The organism is Bradyrhizobium sp. AUGA SZCCT0158 (assembly GCF_018130065.1).
Classification (GTDB): domain Bacteria; phylum Pseudomonadota; class Alphaproteobacteria; order Rhizobiales; family Xanthobacteraceae; genus Bradyrhizobium.
The window spans coordinates 1-17,025 of the sequence record NZ_JAFCME010000044.1 but is presented as its reverse complement, the minus strand read 5'-3'; the positions used below and the strand labels follow the sequence as shown (position 1 = coordinate 17,025).

Here is a 17,025-nt window from a genome sequence, read left to right as displayed (position 1 = left end):
CCTGATCTGACGGGTCAACTCGATGTTGTATTTCACGCGGTGGAAGGCGCTGGCGATCATTCTGACCGCGCTGGTGGTGTGCCTGTGCGCCGTTCCGAATTTCTTCCCTGAGGCCACGGTAAAGACCTGGCCGAAATGGGCGCAGCGCCACATCGTGCTCGGCCTCGACTTGCAGGGCGGCTCGTCCCTGCTGCTGGAAGTCGACTCCAACTACGTCAAGAAGGAAAAGCTCGACCAGGTGCGCGACGACGTCCGCCGTGTGCTGCGTGAGGCCAAGATCCAGTACACCGGCCTCAGTGCCCGTGCCGATGTCGTCGAAGTGCGCATCACCAAGGACACCGACGCGCCGACCGCGCTGACCAAACTGCGCGAACTGTCGCAACCGCTTGGCGGGTTGTTGGGGTCGAGCGGCCAGCGTGGCCTTGAGGTGGCTGACGGTGGCGGTGGGGTGATCCGGCTGACAGTGCCTCCGGCCGCGGTCACGGAACGCATCCGCCAGTCGGTCGAACAATCGATCCAGATCGTCGAGCGCCGCGTCAACGAACTCGGCACGGTGGAACCCTTGATCCAGCGCCAGGGCATCGACCGCATCCTGGTGCAGGTGCCGGGCCTGCAAGATCCGACCCGACTGAAGGACATTCTCGGCAAGACCGCCAAGATGGAATTCCGGATGGTCGATCTCACGGTGCCGCCGGATCAACGGGGGAGCGTGCCGGCGGACTCGGAGTTGCTGCCCAGCGCCGACCCGCAGTATCCGCAGCCCTATGTGATCAAGAAGCAAGTGCTGGTTTCGGGCGGTGAACTGATCGACGCCCAGCCGGGATTCGACCAGCGCACCAACCAGCCGATCGTTTCTTTCAAGTTCAACAGCTCCGGATCACGGAAGTTCGCGGCGGCGACAACACAACACGTCAAGGAACCGTTCGCGATCGTGCTGGACGGCAAGGTGATCTCGGCGCCGGTTATCCAGGAACCGATCACTGGCGGCTCCGGTCAGATATCCGGTAACTTCACGGTGCAGGCCGCCAACGATCTGGCGATTCTGTTGCGCGCCGGCGCGCTGCCTGCGCCGCTGACCATCATCGAGGAGCGTACCGTCGGTCCGGGCCTCGGTCAGGATTCGATCGAGAAGGGCGAACTTGCGGCCTATGTAGGCTCGATCCTGGTCATCGTGTTCATGCTGGTGACGTACCGACTGTTTGGCGTGTTCGCCAATATTGCGGTCGCCATCAACGTCGCCATGATCTTCGGCATCCTGTCGCTTCTGAACGCCACGCTGACATTGCCGGGCATCGCCGGCATCGTGCTCACGGTCGGCATTGCGGTCGACTCCAACGTGCTGATCTACGAGCGCATCCGCGAAGAGCTGCGCCACGGCCGCACCGCGATTTCGGCGATCGACGCCGGCTTCACGCGCGCGCTGTCGACCATTCTCGACTCCAACATCACGACCTTCATCGCCGCCGCTGTGCTGTTCTATATCGGCACCGGGCCGGTACGCGGCTTTGCCGTGACACTCGGCATCGGCATCATCACCACCGTGTTCACCGCGTTTACCCTGACCAGCCTGATCGTCGCCGGCTGGGTACGATGGAAGCGGCCGAAGACCGTGCCAATTTGAAGCGGAGTCGGCTTTGACAACACAATTCGTCCTCATCGGGCTTGGCATCCTGATTGCCGTGCTGACAGTCGTCGCCGTGCTCGATCTGCTGCCTCCGCTGCGGATCGTCCCTGACGATACGCATTTCGATTTTACGCGCTTTCGCCGCATCAGCTTTCCGATCTCGGCGGCGCTTTCGATCGTGGCGATCATCCTGTTCTTCACCCACGGCTTGAATTTCGGCATCGACTTCAAGGGTGGAACGTTGCTGGAGGTGCAGTCCAAGTCGGGCTCCGCCGACATTGCCACGATGCGTGCGACGTTGAGCAATCTCGGCCTCGGCGAGGTTCAGCTTCAGCAGTTTGGTGGTCCGGCCGACGTCCTGATCCGGGTTGCCGAGCAGGCCGGCGGCGACCAGGCGCAACAAGAGGCGGTGACGAAGGTCCGCAGCGCCCTCGGAGACAGCGTGGAGTATCGCCGCGTCGAGGTGGTAGGCCCGCGCGTTTCCGGCGAATTGCTGGCCTACGGCATGATCGGTCTGATGCTCGCGATCTTTTCGATCCTGCTCTATCTCTGGTTTCGGTTCGAATGGCAGTTCGCGCTCGGCGCCATGATCGCCAACGTTCACGATATCGTGCTCACGATCGGTTTCATGTCGCTCACCCAGGTCGATTTCGACCTCACCAGTATCGCGGCGCTCTTGACGATCCTCGGCTACTCCCTGAACGACACGGTCGTGATCTATGACCGGATTCGGGAAATGCTGCGGCGTTACAAGAAAATGCCGATGCCGCAACTGCTCAACGAATCCATCAATTCGACACTGTCGCGCTCGATCATCACCCACGTCACGGTGACGCTGGCGTTGCTGGCGCTGCTGGTGTTCGGCGGCCACGCGATCCACAGCTTCACCGCAGTCATGATGTTCGGCGTCGTGCTGGTCGGCACTTACACCTCGATTTTCATCGCGGCGCCGATCCTGATCTATCTCGGCGTTGGTGAGCACCGCGACGCGCCGGATACGCCTAAAAAGAAGTAAGCATGACGAGCTCCTCGGACGCTCCGCATTTTCCGAGGTCGGCGCCGATCGAGGCCTACGGCAAGGGTGGCTTTGCGTTCGCCGACATGTCGCACCGCGGCTCGCTGCTGTGCCTGCCGGACGGGATCTGGGCGTGGGACGTCACGAAGCCCGATGAGATCGACGAATATTCGCTCGCGCGCGTCTTCAAGGCTGCGAATTCGATCGACACCCTGGTCGTCGGCACCGGCACCGACGTCTGGATACCGCCCAAACATTTGCGCGAGGCGCTGCGCGCGGTGCGGGTGGTGCTGGACCCGATGCAGACCGGGCCGGCGATCCGTACCTACAACATCATGATGGGTGAGCGCCGGCGCGTTGCCGCCGCGCTGATCGCGGTGCCATGAGCGCAAGCGAGGCATCCAGGGATTCCGCCGGCTTCTGCGCCGACCTGGTGCGCACCCATGATTTCGTCCGCTACGCGTCGACGCTGTTCATGCCGGCGGCCCAGCGCCGCGCGCTGCTCGCGATCTACGCCTTCAATGCCGAGATATCACGGGTACGCGAGCAGGTCAGCCAGCCGCTGCCCGGCGAGATGCGGCTGCAGTGGTGGACCGACATGCTGGCCGGCGCGGGCCATGGCGGCATCGAAGGCAACCCGGTCGCCGCCGAACTGCTGCAGGTGATCCGTGACTACCACCTGCCGGTCGACCCGCTGTCCCGCCTGATCGACGAACACCAGTTCGATCTTTACAACGACCCGATGCCGTCGATGGCGGCGCTCGAAGGCTACATCAACGACACATCTTCGGCGCTGTTCTCGCTGGCCGGGCTCGTCGCGTCGCGGCCTTCGGAAGCGGTCGATCACCTCGCGCGCCACGCCGGCTTCGCCCAAGGCCTGGTGCAGGTGATCGAGAAGTTGCCGTGGGATGCGGCGCGGCGCCAGCTGTTCGTGCCGCTGCAATTGCTGCAGCAACACGGCAGCGGCATGGAAGAAGTCTATTCGGGCAAGCAGACGCCGCAGGCGCGCGCGGCGATCGACCAGCTGATCGGCGAGGCGCGGGAGCATCTGAAAACCGCCTTCGAACTGCTCTCCGCCGTGCCGCCGGAGGTGAGGCCGGTATTCCTGCCGCTGGCGCTGGTCCGCCGTGACCTGAAGTGGATGTCGCGGGCGGATTCCGATCCGTTCGTGCCTAGGACCTCGTCGCGATTGCGGACGCTCTGGACGCTGTGGCGGGCGTCGCGCTCGCCGGAATTTGGTGGTTAAGAGTTTGTTCGCGTAGAGGCGCCCGACGGCGAATCCATATCCGCCGCTTCAAAATTAAACCGGTCCCGCAAATTCTTGCGGCTCTCCAGAATGTCCTTCAGGAACGCCCGGTCAGTGTCGTTCTTCATCATCGGCTCGATCAGGTCGAGCTGGTTCATCGCGACGAGCTGCAGGATTTCGGTGCGCGGCTTGCCGGCGGCGTCGCGCGGCAATGCGTGCACGACCTGGATATGCTCCGGCGGTTTGACGCCCTTGGCGGACGAAAGCTCGCTGCGCAGCTGCTTTTCCAGCGCAACCTGATCGGCCTCGACGAACGCATAGAGTCCGACGCCGGTGCGGCGGTCAGCAAAGGCGACGATGGCCGTATCGCGCACGTGTGGATTTTTGCGGATCATCTCGATCAGCACAGGCGCGTCGTTGACCAGGCGACGGCCGCCGCCTTCGCGATCGGTGAAATTGAACAGGCCGCGGGTGATGGCCTGATAGACCTTCTTGCCGGTCATCAGCCAGACGCTGGCGACGACGGATTTGCGCGCCAGGATCTTGCGCTCCATTGGCGTCAACGCGGCAGGCGCGTAGCTGCGCTTGTGTTTCAAGAGGTGCCGCAGGTCCTCATAGGCCGCGATGCGAAACAGCCGGCTGCGGCTCTTGAAGCAGGCGGCCAGCTGGAAATCGGTGAGATAGGCCTGTCCGTCACTGCCGCGCAGCCAGTTCTGCTCCTTGGCGAGATCGTTATGACAGATGCCGGCGCGATGCAGCTTTCGGAGCGCCAGCTTGGCCGAGCGGAAGTAGCCGATATCGCCATGGGGCTTTGCCATTTGCAGCGCGACGCCATCGATGAAGCCGCGCACCAGCGCCTGCCGGCCAGCCCACAGCAGTTTTGGGCCGACATTCAGGTCACGCGCCAGCGCCAGCGCGCGGTGCTCGCGGGCGAACAGATGGCGAGCGAGGAGATAGGACCATATCGGCACCTGATCGAGCCGGCGCAACACCGCATCGACCTCGCCGGCGTCGCTTTTGAAGCGCCCGCGCTCGACGGTGGAGAACACGTCGCGCTTCAGCAGCACGCCTTCGGTCCATCGCGCCGACAGAATCGCGGCGTCATCCTTTGGCAAAGCCATGATCTTACGCCGCCGCCGCGACGCGCAGGTGATCGGCGATCCAGCGGTCGAGATCGGCCAGCGCCCGCGCACTCATCGCCTGCTTCTTGGCGACCGTCTTCTCGTTGCCGCGCAGCCGCGTGCCGTCCGGCTTCTTCGTCGGCGGGCTGGCAAGCGGCGGGAACAGGCCGAAATTGATGTTCATCGGCTGAAACGAGCGCGGGCCAGCGTCGACGGTCTCGATGTGACCGCCGGTGATGTGGCCGAGCAGGGATCCCAGCGCTGTCGTCGCCGGCGGCGGCGCCAGCGACTGCGCGCGTGCATCGGCGGCGGCATAGAGCCCGGCCATCAATCCGATGCTGGCGGATTCGACATAGCCTTCGCACCCGGTCATCTGGCCGGCGAAACGCAGCCGCGGCTGCGCGCGCAGCCGCAATTGGCCGTCCAGAAGCTTTGGCGAGTTCAGGAAGGTGTTGCGATGCAGGCCGCCGAGGCGGGCGAATTCGGCCGCCTCGAGCCCGGGAATGGTGCGGAACACGCGCTGCTGGGCGCCGTGCTTCAGCTTGGTCTGGAAGCCGACGATGTTGTAGAGCGTGCCGAGCTTGTTGTCCTGGCGCAGCTGTACGATGGCGTAGGCCTTCACCGTCGGGTTATGCGGATTGGTGAGGCCGACCGGCTTCATCGGTCCGTGGCGCAGCGTCTCGTGACCGCGTTCAGCCATTACTTCGACCGGCAGGCAGCCATCGAAATAGGGCGTGTTGGTCTCCCAGTCCTTGAAGTCGACCTTCTCGCCGGCGAGCAGATCAGCAACGAACGCGTCGTACTGTTCCTTGGTCATCGGGCAGTTGATGTAATCGGCGCCGGTGCCGCCGGGCCCGACCTTGTCGTAGCGCGACTGGAACCAGGCCACCGACATGTCGATGGAATCCTTGTGTACGATCGGCGCGATCGCGTCGAAAAACGCCAGCGCGTTCTCGTCGGTGAGTTCGCGAATAGCGTCCGCCAGCGGCGCCGAGGTGAGGGGACCGGTCGCCACGATCACGTTGCCCCAGTCGGCCGGCGGCAGGCCGGCGATTTCCGTGCGGTCGATCTCGATCAGGGGGTGCTCGTGCAGCGCACGGGTGACGGCGGCCGAAAATCCGTCGCGATCAACCGCCAGCGCACCGCCGGCCGGCACCTGGTTGGCGTCCGCCGACCGCATGATCAGCGAGCCCAGCCGGCGCATTTCGGCGTGCAGCAGGCCCACCGCATTATTGGCGGCATCGTCGGAGCGGAATGAATTGGAGCAGACGAGTTCGGCAAGCCCTTCGGTTTGATGGGCCTCCGTCATCCGCACCGGGCGCATCTCGTGCAGGACCACGGGGATGCCGGCATTGGCGATCTGCCAGGCGGCTTCCGAGCCGGCGAGGCCACCGCCGATCACATGGACGGTGTTAGTTGGATTCTTGGCTGCGGTCATGCGCGCAGGGTTAGCGCGTTTTCTCGCCAAGTGCACCTGCGGCAATGGCGTTTTTAGAACAAGGAATCCAGCCCGGATACGACCAAGTCCAGATACGACAACGCCCGCAGCGAGGCGGGCGTTTATCCGTTCGTCAGGGAGCTGACAAAGGATCAGCCGTTATAGGTCCCGGCTGCAACGCGCGGAATGTCCGAACGATCGAGGCCAATATCGGCCAATTCGCGATCGCTAAGCTGGGACAGTTCGCTGACATTGCGCTGATAGTCCCGGAACGCCTGGATCATGCGGATGAGCGAGAGTAACATGGTAGTCTCCTTGAAATTACGATTCAGCTCTTGGAGGGAAGCCTCATCGTTGAAATGAATATAGCTGATATTTTGCAGTGCAGAAGTTCCTGTGTTGCGGTGCAGCTAAGCTGGAAACGCATGGCTTTGGTAAGGTTTGATTAACCCATCGGCACTGCTCGCTCAATCGAGCGGCCAAAGGCTGGTTCCGACCTCAGGACATATGAATTACGCATTCAAAATCAAATAGTTGACAAAATTTCGGTAGCAACTATTACGACCTCGTCAAGAGATGCTTCCGCACCAGAAATCAATGGCTGGCCGACCTGCACAAAATCGAACCGTCTCTCTGCTTTGCATGCGCGATTCGCATGCAGTTCTCGCCATAAGAATGAATATATAATTAGTCTATGGTGGCAAGGCGCGCGGCTTAGGCGCAACTGTGGCGCGAGCCCCGCGCTGGGGCATTAGCCAGCAGCCGGGACCCGCCGACACTGTGCTGCGGCTGGCCACCGCTGATGACTTCCGCTGCTCGTGGCGACGATAGCTATCTTGGCGTATCGCTCGACGAAGACCGTGCGAACAGCGCTCCCGATTTGAACGCAACGTCTCACCACATGCGTTGATCATCGCTATCGGGGTAGCGCGCACCATGGCGAGATCGAACGCGATCTTTGCCCGGTGCTGCATCGATCAACATGCTGCGCCGCGTCGTTACGTGGCCGTAATGAATTACGCAGCCGTAATGAAAAAGCGTCGTTTCGCATAATCGCATTGCATGCTGCGCTCAGCACCTCGCGCGAACGTCATTCCAAAATTTTCTGCAACCGGAAAACAATCATCGCGCAGATTCCGGCAATGACGCTGGTGCTGTCAAAAACAGAAAACGGAAAAACAACATGCTCAATAAATTAATCGCAGCAGCCGCAATGGCTGCCATTGCCTACGCCATCGCTCCCGCAAACGCCGCCAAGGTGAACGCCGGCTGCAGCGGTCCCAACCTCGAAAAGACCGAGACCGCCATCGAGGCGATGGCGGACGGCGAGGGCAAGATTACCGCGCAAAAGGAAATCGCCATGGCTCAGGACGCCATGCTGAGCGGCAAGATGGGCGTCTGCGGCGCGCATCTGAGCAAGGCGATGCACATAGGTACGGCGAAGTAGACCTACCCGGCGGAGGGCCTGTTGCCTTGGTGCCTGGCCCTCCGATTTTCCCGACCTATTAAGGCGCACGCGCAAGCTGTGTCGCGAAATAGCCGATGGTCTTGGAATAGACCTCGCTCTTATTCCACTGCTGGATCACGGCGAAATTCGCGCTGCCGGGCTCCCAATCCTTGCCGCGCTGCCAGCCATAGCTTGCAAGGTAGTTCGCGGTCGAGGCCAGCACATCAGGCGCACTGCGCAGCAGGTCGCGGCGGCCATTGCCGTCGAAATCGACCGCATATTTGATGTAGGACGACGGCATGAACTGGGTCTGGCCGATTTCACCGGCCCAGGCGCCGCGCATATCCTGTGGCGCGATATCGCCGCGCTCGACGATGCGGAGCGCGTCCATCAACTCGGCCTTGAACAAATCGGTGCGACGGCAATCATAGGCCAGCGTCGCAAGCGAGCGCAGCGTCGGGAATTTTCCGATGTTGACGCCGTAATCGGTCTCCAGACCCCAGATTGCGACCAGTACTTCGCCGGGCACGCCATAGGCCTGTTCGATGCGCCCGAGCACCGATCCATATTGCTTGAGCATGTTGGCGCCGCGGGCGAGCCGGGGCGGGACCATGCGGCCGGAGAATTCCTCAAAGCTCTGGCTGAAAACCTTCTGTGAATGGTCCCGCGCAATGACCGTCTTGTCGAGCGCCACGCCGGTCAGTCCGGTTTGAATGACCGCCGGCGAAATTCCTTTCGCCGCGGCTTCCTTTTTGAAGTCTTCGAGCCAGCCCTCAAACGTGCCGGAGCCACAGGGGGCTGCAATCGATGGGCTTGCCGAAGTCAGGAGAAGTGCAGCCAGCGCCAAAGTCCGAACAGAAACGCGAGAGGTCATAGTGTCGTTCGCTCCAAAGTCGATTCATGATCGACATTAGTCTCGAAACCACACCGAATGTTCGGAGCAACAGCGGCCAAAACAAGGCCGCCATTTCGTCGGCGCTGACACAAACGTGTCATCAGCACAGGCGCTCAATTCATAGGCAATTCTGAACCCGAAGGCCGAGGCCGAGGGGCGGCCTGGATTGGTCTTGCGCGATGCCAGCATGAATGGACGCCAAACCGCCGGTCGACAACCGACCGGCGGTTTGATCTCGCTACTTGCTGTAAGGCCTATGCGCCTTCCTTGCGCCGCCAGGGAAACAGATTGGCCGGGAAGTCCGCCGCGGGCTTGCGCTCGCGTGGCGCGCGGGGCGGAAGCGGCTGGGGATTGAGTTCCGGTTCAATGGTTTCCCGGTAGAGATGCCAGGTGGCGTGGCCAAGCAGTGGAATGACGACGGCAAGGCCAAGGAAGAACGGCAGCGTTCCTGCAACCAGCAGCACGGCCACGATCAAACCCCAGACCGCCATCGGCACGGGATTTCGTGCGACCGCGCGCAGGGACGTCACCATCGCGTCGCCGGCGCCGGCGTGACGATCGAGCATCAGCGGAAACGATACGACGCTGATGCAGAGCGCGACGAGGGCGAACAGGAAGCCGACGCCGCAGCCGACCACGATCAGCCACCAGCCTTGCGGCGTGGTCAGCACCCGCGTCGCGAAATCTTGCAGGCCCGTCGCGCCCTCATAGCCGAACGCCGCGATGTAGATCGCCTGCGCGGTGGCTACCCAGGTCACAAACAACGCCAGCAGGAGGACGCCGAGCCCGAGCATGGCGCCGAACGAGGGCGAGCGCAGCACCTCGAGCGCATCCCACGCCGTCGCCTGTGCGCCGGTCTCACGACGGCGGCTCATCTCATATAGGCCGACCGCTGCGAACGGGCCGAGCAGGGCGAAGCCTGCGGCCAGCGGAAACAACAGCGGCAACACCGAGTAACCGAGCACCGTGCGCGCCAGCACCAATCCGAGCACGGGATAGATCACGCACAGGATAACGGCGTGACTTGGAACGGCCTTGAAATCCTCCCAGCCGAGCTGCAAGGCCCGGTGCAAATCGGAAAGGCCGATGGTCCGGATCACTGGCGCATTCGCGGTCTCCTGTCCGCTCTGCGTCAGAGATGTGACATTGCCTTGATATGAGGTGCCTTGAATTGGAATCGCCATGGTCGTCGTCTCCCTCTGGCGGCCGCATCTTGCGCTCGCTGGAGGGCGCAAACGTGCCGTTTCCAAACATGATCACGATCAGACCAGACGCGAAGACAGGGAAGAACAACTGGCCATGTCGCGAACTGAGTCATCAGCGTACTCCCAAACCGGGACAATAGCACTCACGCTTCGGTGAATGTTTCATTGGCAAGCCACAATTGGCTGGCTAAACTAAAAGGCGAGCCCGGGCTGGTGCTGCCGGTCAACAGTGCCGCTAGCGACATACCTATTCAATTCCACTGGGAGCCAACGATGAGCATTTTCGGAAAAATCATGGGCGCGATTTTCGGCACCAAAGCAGACGCGGCGCCGGCTTCCGGCGGAGCGACAGGCGGAGCGGCTGCAGGCGGAGCTGCCGCCGGCGGATCCGCAGCACCGGCGGCGACGATCGATGTCGCGCCGATCCTCGACAAGGCCGTGGCCGACAAGGGCGAGAAGCTGGCGTGGCGCACCTCGATCGTCGATCTGATGAAGGCGCTCGACATCGATTCGAGCTTCACGGCGCGCAAGGAGCTCGCCAAGGAGCTCGGCTATACCGGCGACAGCAATGATTCGGCGAGCATGAACATCTGGCTGCACAAGCAGGTGATGACCAAGTTGGCCGCGAATGGCGGCAAGCTGCCGCCGGAGATCAAGCACTGACGCTCTCGTTCTGATCAACAGGCAAAGGGCCCGCGCGTGACGCGGGCCTTTTTTGTTTTGGGATGCGCGCGAGAACGATCGTTCAGGGATACGGCCGGCGCCCGGTGTAGCGCGGCGCGGAGTTGGCAAGGTCGGCGCGGCTGATGCCGATGTCGCGGAGCATGCGATCGTCAAGCTGGCTCATGCTTGCGAGCTCGGAGCGGTAGCGGGCGTATCGCCTGATGGCGGCAATCAGAGAGATCAACATGGTGTTTTCCTATTCAAGATGTGAGAGGCACCTTTGCGGTGCTGATGGCCGTTGGTCGCGAGCTGCGGCGACGCGGTTCACTGCAATGCAGCAAAGCGCAGGTGCCATGCAATTTGTGCGAAAAGGCTGTAGAGACAGCCTGAACGAGAAACGTGAACCAGGGAGACCATCATGAACAGCCTCGACCGCAGAACCGTTCTAACGACCGGAGCGTTGGCGCTGGCGGGCGCGGCGGCAAGCGCTCCGGCCGCTGCGCAGGCCGGCCCGAAGTCGATGTTTCCAGTGCCGGCCACGACCATTCCGATCGTCGGCGAGACCGACGTGTTTCAGGTCCGCCGCATCTATTGCATCGGGCGCAACTATGCCGCGCATGCGCGCGAAATGGGATCCGACCCGACCCGCGAACCGCCGTTCTTTTTTCAGAAGCCGACGGATGCGATCCAGAACGTCGCGATCGGTAGCATCGCCGATCATCCCTATCCCTCACTGACCAAGAACTATCACTACGAGGTCGAACTGGTTGCAGCGCTCAAATCGGGCGGCACCAACATCGCGGCGGAGAAGGCGCTCGATCACGTCTATGGCTATGCGCTCGGCCTCGACATGACGCGGCGCGACCTGCAGCGCGCGTTGGGCGACGAGAAGAAGCCATGGGAGATCGGCAAGAGCTTTGACCGTTCTGCGGTGCTCGGCCCGATCCACCCCGCCGCCAAGACCGGCCATTTCACCAAGGGCGCGATCTCGCTGGCGCTGAACGGCACCGTCAAGCAGAACTCCAACCTGCAGAACATGATCTGGAGCGTCGCCGAGCAGATCGCCAAATTGTCTGATGCCTTCGAGCTGAAGGCCGGCGACATCATCTATTCGGGCACGCCTGAAAATGTCGGCCCGGTCGTGAAGGGGGATGTGCTGCTGTGCAAGCTGGAAGGGCTGCCGGATATGTCGATCAAGATTGTGTAGGTCTTCGTCCCGGCGAGAGACTAGCCAGTCAAATCGGCGAACTGCGGATTCTTGCGCAGATAGTCGACAACAAAACCGCAGCCGGCAATCACCTTGTGGCCGTCGGCGCGGATCAATTCCAGCGCGCCCTTGACCAGTTCGGAGGCAATGCCGCGGCCGCGCAGCGCCCTCGGCGTTTCGGTATGGGTGATGATGACAGCCGACGGGGTCAGCCGATAATTCGCAAACGCTACCGTACCCTCGACGTCGAGTTCGAAGCGGTTTTGGGCCTTGTTGTTGCGGACGGTCATGCGAGGAGTTCCATGCGATTCACCCCACTCATGTAGGCATGTGAACCCGATGATGCAAACGAGCGACCAAGGGAGAAATCGCTTGCCGGGGTGACATCATGCGCATTTTGACCTGCCTGACCGCATCGCTGCTGGGTGCATCGCTGACGTTCACGCAAGCGCCAGCCGCATCTGCCGGGGGCGACCGGAACTGGCAGGCCTGTACCAACACGACGACGGCGCCGAATGAGCGGGTAACGGCCTGCAGCGTCGTGATCGATGGCAAGACCGAGACCGGCAAGAGGCTCGCCGGCGCCTATTGCAACCGCGGCCACGGGCTTACCGAGAAGCGTGAACTCGACGCCGCCATGGCCGACCTCAATGAGGCGATCAGGCTCGATCCGGACTATGCATGCGCCTATACCAATCGCGGACGGGTCTATGCCTTCAAGCGCGAACTCGATCACGCCATGGCCGACTATGACGCGGCGCTCCGCATCGATCCGACCTTCGCGTTGGCCTACAACAATCGCGGCGACGCCTGGGTCGGAAAAGGCGACCTCGATCGCGCGCTGACCGATTTCGACGCCGCCATCAAACATAACCCGTCGCTCGCCATCGCCTATGGCAACCGCGGCTATCTCCATCATCGCAAGCGCGACACCACCCGCGCGATCGCCGATTACAGCATTCAGATCAAGCTGAAGCCGGACGTGCTGGCCTATATCAACCGCGGCAATGTCTATCGCGATACCGAGCAACTGGAGCGTGCCGCCGCCGATTACGGTGCGGCGGCCAAAATCGCGCCGACCGATGCCCGGGGCTGGCGCAACCGCGGCATGATCCGGCTGTATCAGGGCGATACCAAGCGCGGCATTGCCGATTACGACAAGGCGTTGCAATACGATCCGGCTGACGCCTATTCCTGGAATAACCGCGGCCAGGCCAAGATGCGGCTGGGCAACAAGGCCGGCGCGGTCGCGGATTTCCGCAAAGCCCTGGAGATCAACCCCAGCCTGCGCACCGCCCGTGAAGGCCTGCAGCAACTTGGCGCAGCGCAATAGATGGTTCGTGGTCTTGCAACCGGTTAGGGTGTACCTACGTCTTTTGCAAGACATACGCCCCGATGCGGCCGGATATGGTTCGAGATCGGAAATGTCAGGGATTGCCGGCCGCTGACGTATGCCTCTTTTCAATGGGAGGTTTACTATGTCGGACTTTCGTTTCTTCAGAACACATCGATCGTGGGAGGACTGGTTCGGCATGCTACTTGGCGTGCTGATCGTGGTGTCGCCCTGGTTTCCCGTGCAACCGGCCAACGAGGTCATGACCGCCGATCGCAGCACCATGATTCTCAACACCTTCGTGGTCGGCATGCTGGTATTCGGCCTCGCCCAGCTGGAATATGTCGCATTGCAGCGCTGGGAGGAGGTGGCGGAGATCGTCCTCGGGCTCTGGCTGATCGCTTCACCGTGGATTTTCGGCTATTCCGGCGACACGTTTCTGCCGGCTTGGCACGCGATACTCGGCGCAGTCGTGGCTCTGCTCGGCGCGCTTCAGCTGTGGCAGGATTGGCGCCTGACCGACCAGGAACTCGCCAACCATCCGCAGTAATGGCTTGCGATCGGGCCTGCCGGCTTTCTCGTCGGCAGGCCTGCGTGGCAGCGTGGTAACGATGACGACAGGATCGCCCGGGACCCGCCGGGTGGTCCTGTTTCGGCGTGGGAAATCGGGAGGTCAGCGCACGCCGGTCCCCTTGCAGCGCTGGCATTTCACGACGTTATCGCCCTTCTTCACCAGGCCCTTGCCCTCGCAATTCTTGCATTTCTGCTTCTTCTTGATGTTCGGGCCTTTTTCATTGGCCATCTTGATCTCCCGGCGTTTGGCTGATGGCACCATGGGCCAGCCATGCAGCCGCGTCTATAAGCACGCAGCCTGTACCTGGACGCGCTGGCAGAGGCCGGGCTTTCTGCTAACGTCCGGCCGGAATGTTCAGATCAGCGTTGAGAAGCGTAACGATGATGATTTTGCTTGGCTTGTGCAGTGCGGCGGTGCCGACATGACGGGAACCGCAACCACAGCCGCGCCGCGCGGCGGCCTCGTGCGGATGTCGAACCGGGTGATGAACCTGGCGCATCTGGTGACCCAGAACGCCCGCCGCCATGGCGATCGCACCGGCTTTATCTACGGCGACCGGACCTGGACCTGGCGCGAGATCGACCGCGCCGTCTCGGCGCTTTCAGCGGCGCTTGCCGAACGCGGCCTCGTCAAGGGCGACCGACTGCTGGTGCATTCGAAAAATTGCGACGAGATGTTCTGGTCGATGTTTGCGGCGTTCCGGCTCGGCGTGGTCTGGGTGCCGACCAACTTCCGCTTGATGCCGGACGAGGTCGCCTATCTTGCCACTGCCTCGGGCGCCAAGGGATTTTTGTGCCACGGCGATTTCCCGGAACACGCCGCCGCCGTAGCCAACCCCGCGCTGGAGTTCATCTGGCGGATCGGCGAGGGCGCCTTTGGCGAGAAGTCGGTGAGCGCCGCCATTGCGGCGCATGCCGGCGAGAGTTTTGCCAATACCGCGGTCGACTACAACGACCCCTGCTGGTTCTTCTTCACGTCAGGCACCACGGGCCGCTCCAAGGCCGCGGTGCTGACCCATGGCCAGATGGCCTTTGTGGTCACCAACCATCTCGCCGATTTGATGCCCGGCACCACCGAGCAGGACGCCTCTCTGGTGGTGGCGCCGCTGTCGCACGGTGCCGGCGTGCACCAGCTGGTGCAGGCGGCGCGGGGCGTGCCGACCATCCTGCTGCCGTCGGAAAAATTCGATATCAACGAGGCGTTCCGGCTGATCGAGGCGCATCGCGTCAGCAACATTTTTACGGTGCCGACCATTTTGAAGATGATGGTCGAGCATCCCGCGGTCGACCGCTACGACCATTCCTCGCTCCGCTTCATCATCTATGCCGGCGCGCCGATGTACCGCGAGGACCAGAAGGCCGCGCTGAACAAGCTGGGCAAGGTGCTGGTGCAGTATTTCGGGCTCGGCGAAGTCACCGGCAACATCACTGTCATGCCGGCCAATCTGCATGACCCCGAGGATACGCCGCATGCGCGGATCGGCACCTGCGGCTTCGAGCGCACCGGCATGCAGGTCTCGATCCAGGGCGATGACGGGCGCGAACTCAAACCGTTCGAGACCGGCGAGATCTGCGTGATCGGCCCCGCCGTGTTCGCCGGCTATTACGACAACCCGGATGCCAATGCGAAGGCGTTTCGCGACGGCTGGTTCCGCACCGGCGATCTCGGCCATATGGACGAGGAGGGTTTTCTCTACATCACCGGCCGCGCCTCCGACATGTACATCTCGGGCGGGTCGAACATCTATCCGCGCGAGGTCGAGGAGAAGATCCTGACGCATCCCGGCATCGGTGAGGTCGCCGTGCTCGGGGTGCCCGACCCGTTCTGGGGCGAGGTCGGCGTCGCCGTCTGCGTTGCGCGCGAGGGCGCGGCTGCGGTGAGCGAGGCGGAGCTCGCCGCATTCCTGTCGCCGAAGGTGCCGCGCTACAAGATGCCGAAGCGGTTCTTCTTCTGGGAGGCGCTGCCGAAGTCCGGATACGGCAAGATCCCGAAGCGGCTGGTGCGCGACGAACTCGAGGCGCGCGGGCTGCTCGACCTCACCAGTCAAGACGCGCCACGATGACGGCGGCGAAGGCAAACCGGCCGGTGCCGGAAGCAATGCGCAGCATCCTCCAGCCCGGTCCGCCGAACCCTGAACGCATCCAGTGGGTCGAGGCGCGGGGCCGCGCGTTCTCGTTCACGCTGCAAGCCGGCCTGCCGCTGCTCGAAGCCGCGCGCCGCGGCTTCGCCGAGGCAGGTTTTGCCGGCGGCGTGCTGAGCATGCGGGGCGGGGCGCTCGGGCCGTTTGCCTATGTGATGCCGGCGCTGTCGAAGACCGGCGCCAATGCCGCGTTCTACAGTGACACCTTCCGGCCCGAAGGCATCACGCAGCTCAAGTTCGCGGCGATGACTTTGGGCGAGCGCGACGGCGCGCCGTTCTTCCACTGCCACGGCCTGTGGACCGAGACCGACGGCGACCTGCATGGCGGCCACATCCTGCCCGAGGAGAGCATCGTCGCCGAGCCGTTCGTGGTGGAAGCGTTCGGGATCGATGGCGCTGTCTTCACCGCCGAGGTGGATAGCGAGACCAATTTCAAATTGTTCGGGCCGGTGCCGCGCGAGGCGAGCGGTGCCGACACCAGTAGCCGGGCCTTTGCGCTGCGGCTGCGGCCGAACCAGGATTTCGCGTGTGCGCTGGAAGCATTCTGCCGGCAACACGGGATCTTTCAGGCCCGGATTCATGGCGGGGTCGGCAGCACGATCGGCGCGCAGTTCACCGATGGCCGATCCGTCGTGCCGTTCGCGACCGAGCTTGCGATCCGCTTCGGCACCATCACGTCAACCGCCGACGGTACGCTGGAGGCGACGCTGGATATTGCGTTGGTGGATTATCTCGGCGGCATCGCCGAAGGCCGGCTGATGCGCGGCGACAATCCGGTGCTGATGACGATGGAGCTGGTGCTCGAAGTGCTTTGATCGGTTTCTGCTGTCGTCCCGGCCTAGTGCGCAATTGCGCACGGGGGGCCGGGACCCATACCGCGTGATCTCTCTATGAAGCTCGGTAGCAGAGACCATTCGCAAAACTACTCCCTGGGGTTATGGGGCCCGGCCTTCGCCGGGACGACACGTGGATGTGGCTTCGCATTCTCGCGACGCGTTGCGCCCGAGTTGTGCTTGAAATCGTTCGCCCCCAAAAAATTCAGAGGGCGCAGGGAATGCCGGATGCGCGCTGCACCCGCGGTCTCGTGTGCGAATAGTGCAAACAAAGCTGCACACGA

General features: G+C 62.7%; 19 protein-coding genes. 11 read left to right on the top strand and 8 right to left on the bottom strand.

All coding sequences use genetic code 11. The annotated features are described in order from the left end of the window. Positions 1-22 precede the first annotated feature (22 nt). Genes secD through JQ574_RS33255 form a run of 4 tightly spaced genes read left to right on the top strand, consistent with a single transcriptional unit; the run spans position 23 to position 3,885 of the window. Positions 23-1,621, top strand: coding sequence for a protein translocase subunit SecD (gene secD, locus JQ574_RS33270; RefSeq protein ID WP_212210476.1), 1,599 nt, complete (start codon positions 23-25; stop codon positions 1,619-1,621). 13 nt (positions 1,622-1,634) lie between these two features. Then, positions 1,635-2,639: a protein translocase subunit SecF gene (gene secF, locus JQ574_RS33265; RefSeq protein WP_212210474.1), complete on the top strand. Its 1,005-nt coding sequence runs from the start codon at positions 1,635-1,637 to the stop codon at positions 2,637-2,639. A gap of 2 nt (positions 2,640-2,641) precedes the next feature. Continuing rightward, entirely contained in the window at positions 2,642-3,025 is a 384-nt protein-coding gene (locus JQ574_RS33260) for an Mth938-like domain-containing protein (RefSeq protein ID WP_212210472.1), read from the top strand. After that, positions 3,022-3,885, top strand: a complete 864-nt coding sequence (locus JQ574_RS33255; RefSeq protein ID WP_212210470.1) for a phytoene/squalene synthase family protein — start codon at positions 3,022-3,024, stop codon at positions 3,883-3,885. The genes JQ574_RS33260 and JQ574_RS33255 overlap by 4 nt, the downstream gene beginning before the upstream one ends. Here the strand turns inward: JQ574_RS33255 and JQ574_RS33250 are convergent. From JQ574_RS33250 to JQ574_RS33240, 3 genes are all read right to left on the bottom strand, one after another. Next, positions 3,882-5,006, bottom strand: a complete 1,125-nt coding sequence (locus JQ574_RS33250; protein ID WP_212210469.1) for a serine/threonine protein kinase — start codon at positions 5,004-5,006, stop codon at positions 3,882-3,884. The two genes, JQ574_RS33255 and JQ574_RS33250, sit on opposite strands and share 4 nt — an antisense overlap. A 4-nt stretch (positions 5,007-5,010) precedes the next feature. Continuing rightward, positions 5,011-6,444, bottom strand: coding sequence for a methylenetetrahydrofolate--tRNA-(uracil(54)-C(5))-methyltransferase (FADH(2)-oxidizing) TrmFO (gene trmFO / locus JQ574_RS33245; RefSeq protein ID WP_212210466.1), 1,434 nt, complete (start codon positions 6,442-6,444; stop codon positions 5,011-5,013). 152 nt (positions 6,445-6,596) lie between these two features. Continuing rightward, on the bottom strand, positions 6,597-6,749 hold the full coding sequence (locus JQ574_RS33240) for a DUF1127 domain-containing protein (protein WP_016846063.1): 153 nt from the start codon (positions 6,747-6,749) through the stop codon (positions 6,597-6,599). A gap of 878 nt (positions 6,750-7,627) precedes the next feature. Between JQ574_RS33240 and JQ574_RS33235 the strand changes: the two genes are divergently transcribed. Beyond that, a complete protein-coding gene (locus JQ574_RS33235; RefSeq protein ID WP_212210464.1) occupies positions 7,628-7,891 on the top strand; it encodes a hypothetical protein in 264 nt (87 codons plus the stop codon). 58 nt (positions 7,892-7,949) lie between these two features. Here the strand turns inward: JQ574_RS33235 and JQ574_RS33230 are convergent, their stop codons facing one another. Then, positions 7,950-8,765 carry a lytic murein transglycosylase gene (locus tag JQ574_RS33230; protein ID WP_212210461.1) on the bottom strand — a complete coding sequence of 272 codons (816 nt, stop codon included), beginning with the start codon at positions 8,763-8,765 and terminating at the stop codon, positions 7,950-7,952. A gap of 275 nt (positions 8,766-9,040) precedes the next feature. Next, positions 9,041-9,970 carry a DUF2189 domain-containing protein gene (locus JQ574_RS33225; protein WP_212210459.1) on the bottom strand — a complete coding sequence of 310 codons (930 nt, stop codon included), beginning with the start codon at positions 9,968-9,970 and terminating at the stop codon, positions 9,041-9,043. Between the two features lie 294 nt (positions 9,971-10,264). Here JQ574_RS33225 and JQ574_RS33220 point away from each other — a divergent pair, with 294 nt between their 5' ends. Further along, positions 10,265-10,654 (top strand): DUF3597 domain-containing protein, encoded by a 390-nt coding sequence (locus tag JQ574_RS33220; protein WP_212210457.1) that lies wholly within the window; start codon positions 10,265-10,267, stop codon positions 10,652-10,654. A gap of 82 nt (positions 10,655-10,736) precedes the next feature. Here JQ574_RS33220 and JQ574_RS33215 read toward each other — a convergent pair whose 3' ends face one another. Continuing rightward, positions 10,737-10,901: a DUF1127 domain-containing protein gene (locus JQ574_RS33215; RefSeq protein WP_211996721.1), complete on the bottom strand. Its 165-nt coding sequence runs from the start codon at positions 10,899-10,901 to the stop codon at positions 10,737-10,739. Positions 10,902-11,072: 171 nt separating this feature from the next. Between JQ574_RS33215 and JQ574_RS33210 the strand changes: the two genes are divergently transcribed. Beyond that, the gene (locus JQ574_RS33210) at positions 11,073-11,861 is read left to right on the top strand and encodes a fumarylacetoacetate hydrolase family protein (protein WP_212210455.1); all 789 of its coding nucleotides are present in this window, start codon (positions 11,073-11,075) and stop codon (positions 11,859-11,861) included. Between the two features lie 20 nt (positions 11,862-11,881). Here JQ574_RS33210 and JQ574_RS33205 read toward each other — a convergent pair whose 3' ends face one another. Next, a complete protein-coding gene (locus JQ574_RS33205; protein ID WP_212210453.1) occupies positions 11,882-12,151 on the bottom strand; it encodes a GNAT family N-acetyltransferase in 270 nt (89 codons plus the stop codon). Between the two features lie 98 nt (positions 12,152-12,249). Between JQ574_RS33205 and JQ574_RS33200 the strand changes: the two genes are divergently transcribed. Together JQ574_RS33200 and JQ574_RS33195 are read left to right on the top strand one after the other, a co-directional pair. Next, positions 12,250-13,194, top strand: coding sequence for a tetratricopeptide repeat protein (locus JQ574_RS33200; RefSeq protein ID WP_212210451.1), 945 nt, complete (start codon positions 12,250-12,252; stop codon positions 13,192-13,194). Positions 13,195-13,339: 145 nt separating this feature from the next. Further along, positions 13,340-13,744: an SPW repeat protein gene (locus JQ574_RS33195; RefSeq protein WP_212210449.1), complete on the top strand. Its 405-nt coding sequence runs from the start codon at positions 13,340-13,342 to the stop codon at positions 13,742-13,744. A gap of 123 nt (positions 13,745-13,867) precedes the next feature. Here JQ574_RS33195 and JQ574_RS35615 read toward each other — a convergent pair whose 3' ends face one another. Next, the gene (locus JQ574_RS35615; protein ID WP_283813479.1) at positions 13,868-13,996 is read right to left on the bottom strand and encodes a hypothetical protein; all 129 of its coding nucleotides are present in this window, start codon (positions 13,994-13,996) and stop codon (positions 13,868-13,870) included. A 193-nt stretch (positions 13,997-14,189) separates the two neighbouring features. Between JQ574_RS35615 and JQ574_RS33190 the strand changes: the two genes are divergently transcribed. Next, a complete protein-coding gene (locus JQ574_RS33190; RefSeq protein ID WP_212210447.1) occupies positions 14,190-15,830 on the top strand; it encodes an acyl-CoA synthetase in 1,641 nt (546 codons plus the stop codon). Positions 15,831-15,865: 35 nt separating this feature from the next. Further along, the gene (locus tag JQ574_RS33185) at positions 15,866-16,723 is read left to right on the top strand and encodes a PCC domain-containing protein (protein ID WP_212210525.1); all 858 of its coding nucleotides are present in this window, start codon (positions 15,866-15,868) and stop codon (positions 16,721-16,723) included. The last annotated feature ends 302 nt before the right edge of the window (positions 16,724-17,025 follow it).

Bases quoted from the DNA above. Each gene is read 5' to 3' on its own strand.
- JQ574_RS33230 (WP_212210461.1), bottom strand. From the start codon at position 8,765: ATGACCTCTCGCGTTTCTGTTCGGACTTTGGCGCTGGCTGCACTTCTC.
- JQ574_RS33215 (WP_211996721.1), bottom strand. From the start codon at position 10,901: ATGTTGATCTCTCTGATTGCCGCCATCAGGCGATACGCCCGCTACCGC.
- JQ574_RS33200 (WP_212210451.1), top strand. From the start codon at position 12,250: ATGCGCATTTTGACCTGCCTGACCGCATCGCTGCTGGGTGCATCGCTG.
- JQ574_RS33235 (WP_212210464.1), top strand. From the start codon at position 7,628: ATGCTCAATAAATTAATCGCAGCAGCCGCAATGGCTGCCATTGCCTAC.
- JQ574_RS33195 (WP_212210449.1), top strand. From the start codon at position 13,340: ATGTCGGACTTTCGTTTCTTCAGAACACATCGATCGTGGGAGGACTGG.
- JQ574_RS33260 (WP_212210472.1), top strand. From the start codon at position 2,642: ATGACGAGCTCCTCGGACGCTCCGCATTTTCCGAGGTCGGCGCCGATC.
- JQ574_RS33220 (WP_212210457.1), top strand. From the start codon at position 10,265: ATGAGCATTTTCGGAAAAATCATGGGCGCGATTTTCGGCACCAAAGCA.
- secD (WP_212210476.1), top strand. From the start codon at position 23: ATGTTGTATTTCACGCGGTGGAAGGCGCTGGCGATCATTCTGACCGCG.
- JQ574_RS33190 (WP_212210447.1), top strand. From the start codon at position 14,190: ATGACGGGAACCGCAACCACAGCCGCGCCGCGCGGCGGCCTCGTGCGG.
- JQ574_RS33205 (WP_212210453.1), bottom strand. From the start codon at position 12,151: ATGACCGTCCGCAACAACAAGGCCCAAAACCGCTTCGAACTCGACGTC.
- JQ574_RS33210 (WP_212210455.1), top strand. From the start codon at position 11,073: ATGAACAGCCTCGACCGCAGAACCGTTCTAACGACCGGAGCGTTGGCG.
- JQ574_RS33225 (WP_212210459.1), bottom strand. From the start codon at position 9,970: ATGGCGATTCCAATTCAAGGCACCTCATATCAAGGCAATGTCACATCT.
- JQ574_RS33250 (WP_212210469.1), bottom strand. From the start codon at position 5,006: ATGGCTTTGCCAAAGGATGACGCCGCGATTCTGTCGGCGCGATGGACC.
- JQ574_RS35615 (WP_283813479.1), bottom strand. From the start codon at position 13,996: ATGGCCAATGAAAAAGGCCCGAACATCAAGAAGAAGCAGAAATGCAAG.
- JQ574_RS33185 (WP_212210525.1), top strand. From the start codon at position 15,866: ATGCGCAGCATCCTCCAGCCCGGTCCGCCGAACCCTGAACGCATCCAG.
- JQ574_RS33240 (WP_016846063.1), bottom strand. From the start codon at position 6,749: ATGTTACTCTCGCTCATCCGCATGATCCAGGCGTTCCGGGACTATCAG.
- trmFO (WP_212210466.1), bottom strand. From the start codon at position 6,444: ATGACCGCAGCCAAGAATCCAACTAACACCGTCCATGTGATCGGCGGT.
- JQ574_RS33255 (WP_212210470.1), top strand. From the start codon at position 3,022: ATGAGCGCAAGCGAGGCATCCAGGGATTCCGCCGGCTTCTGCGCCGAC.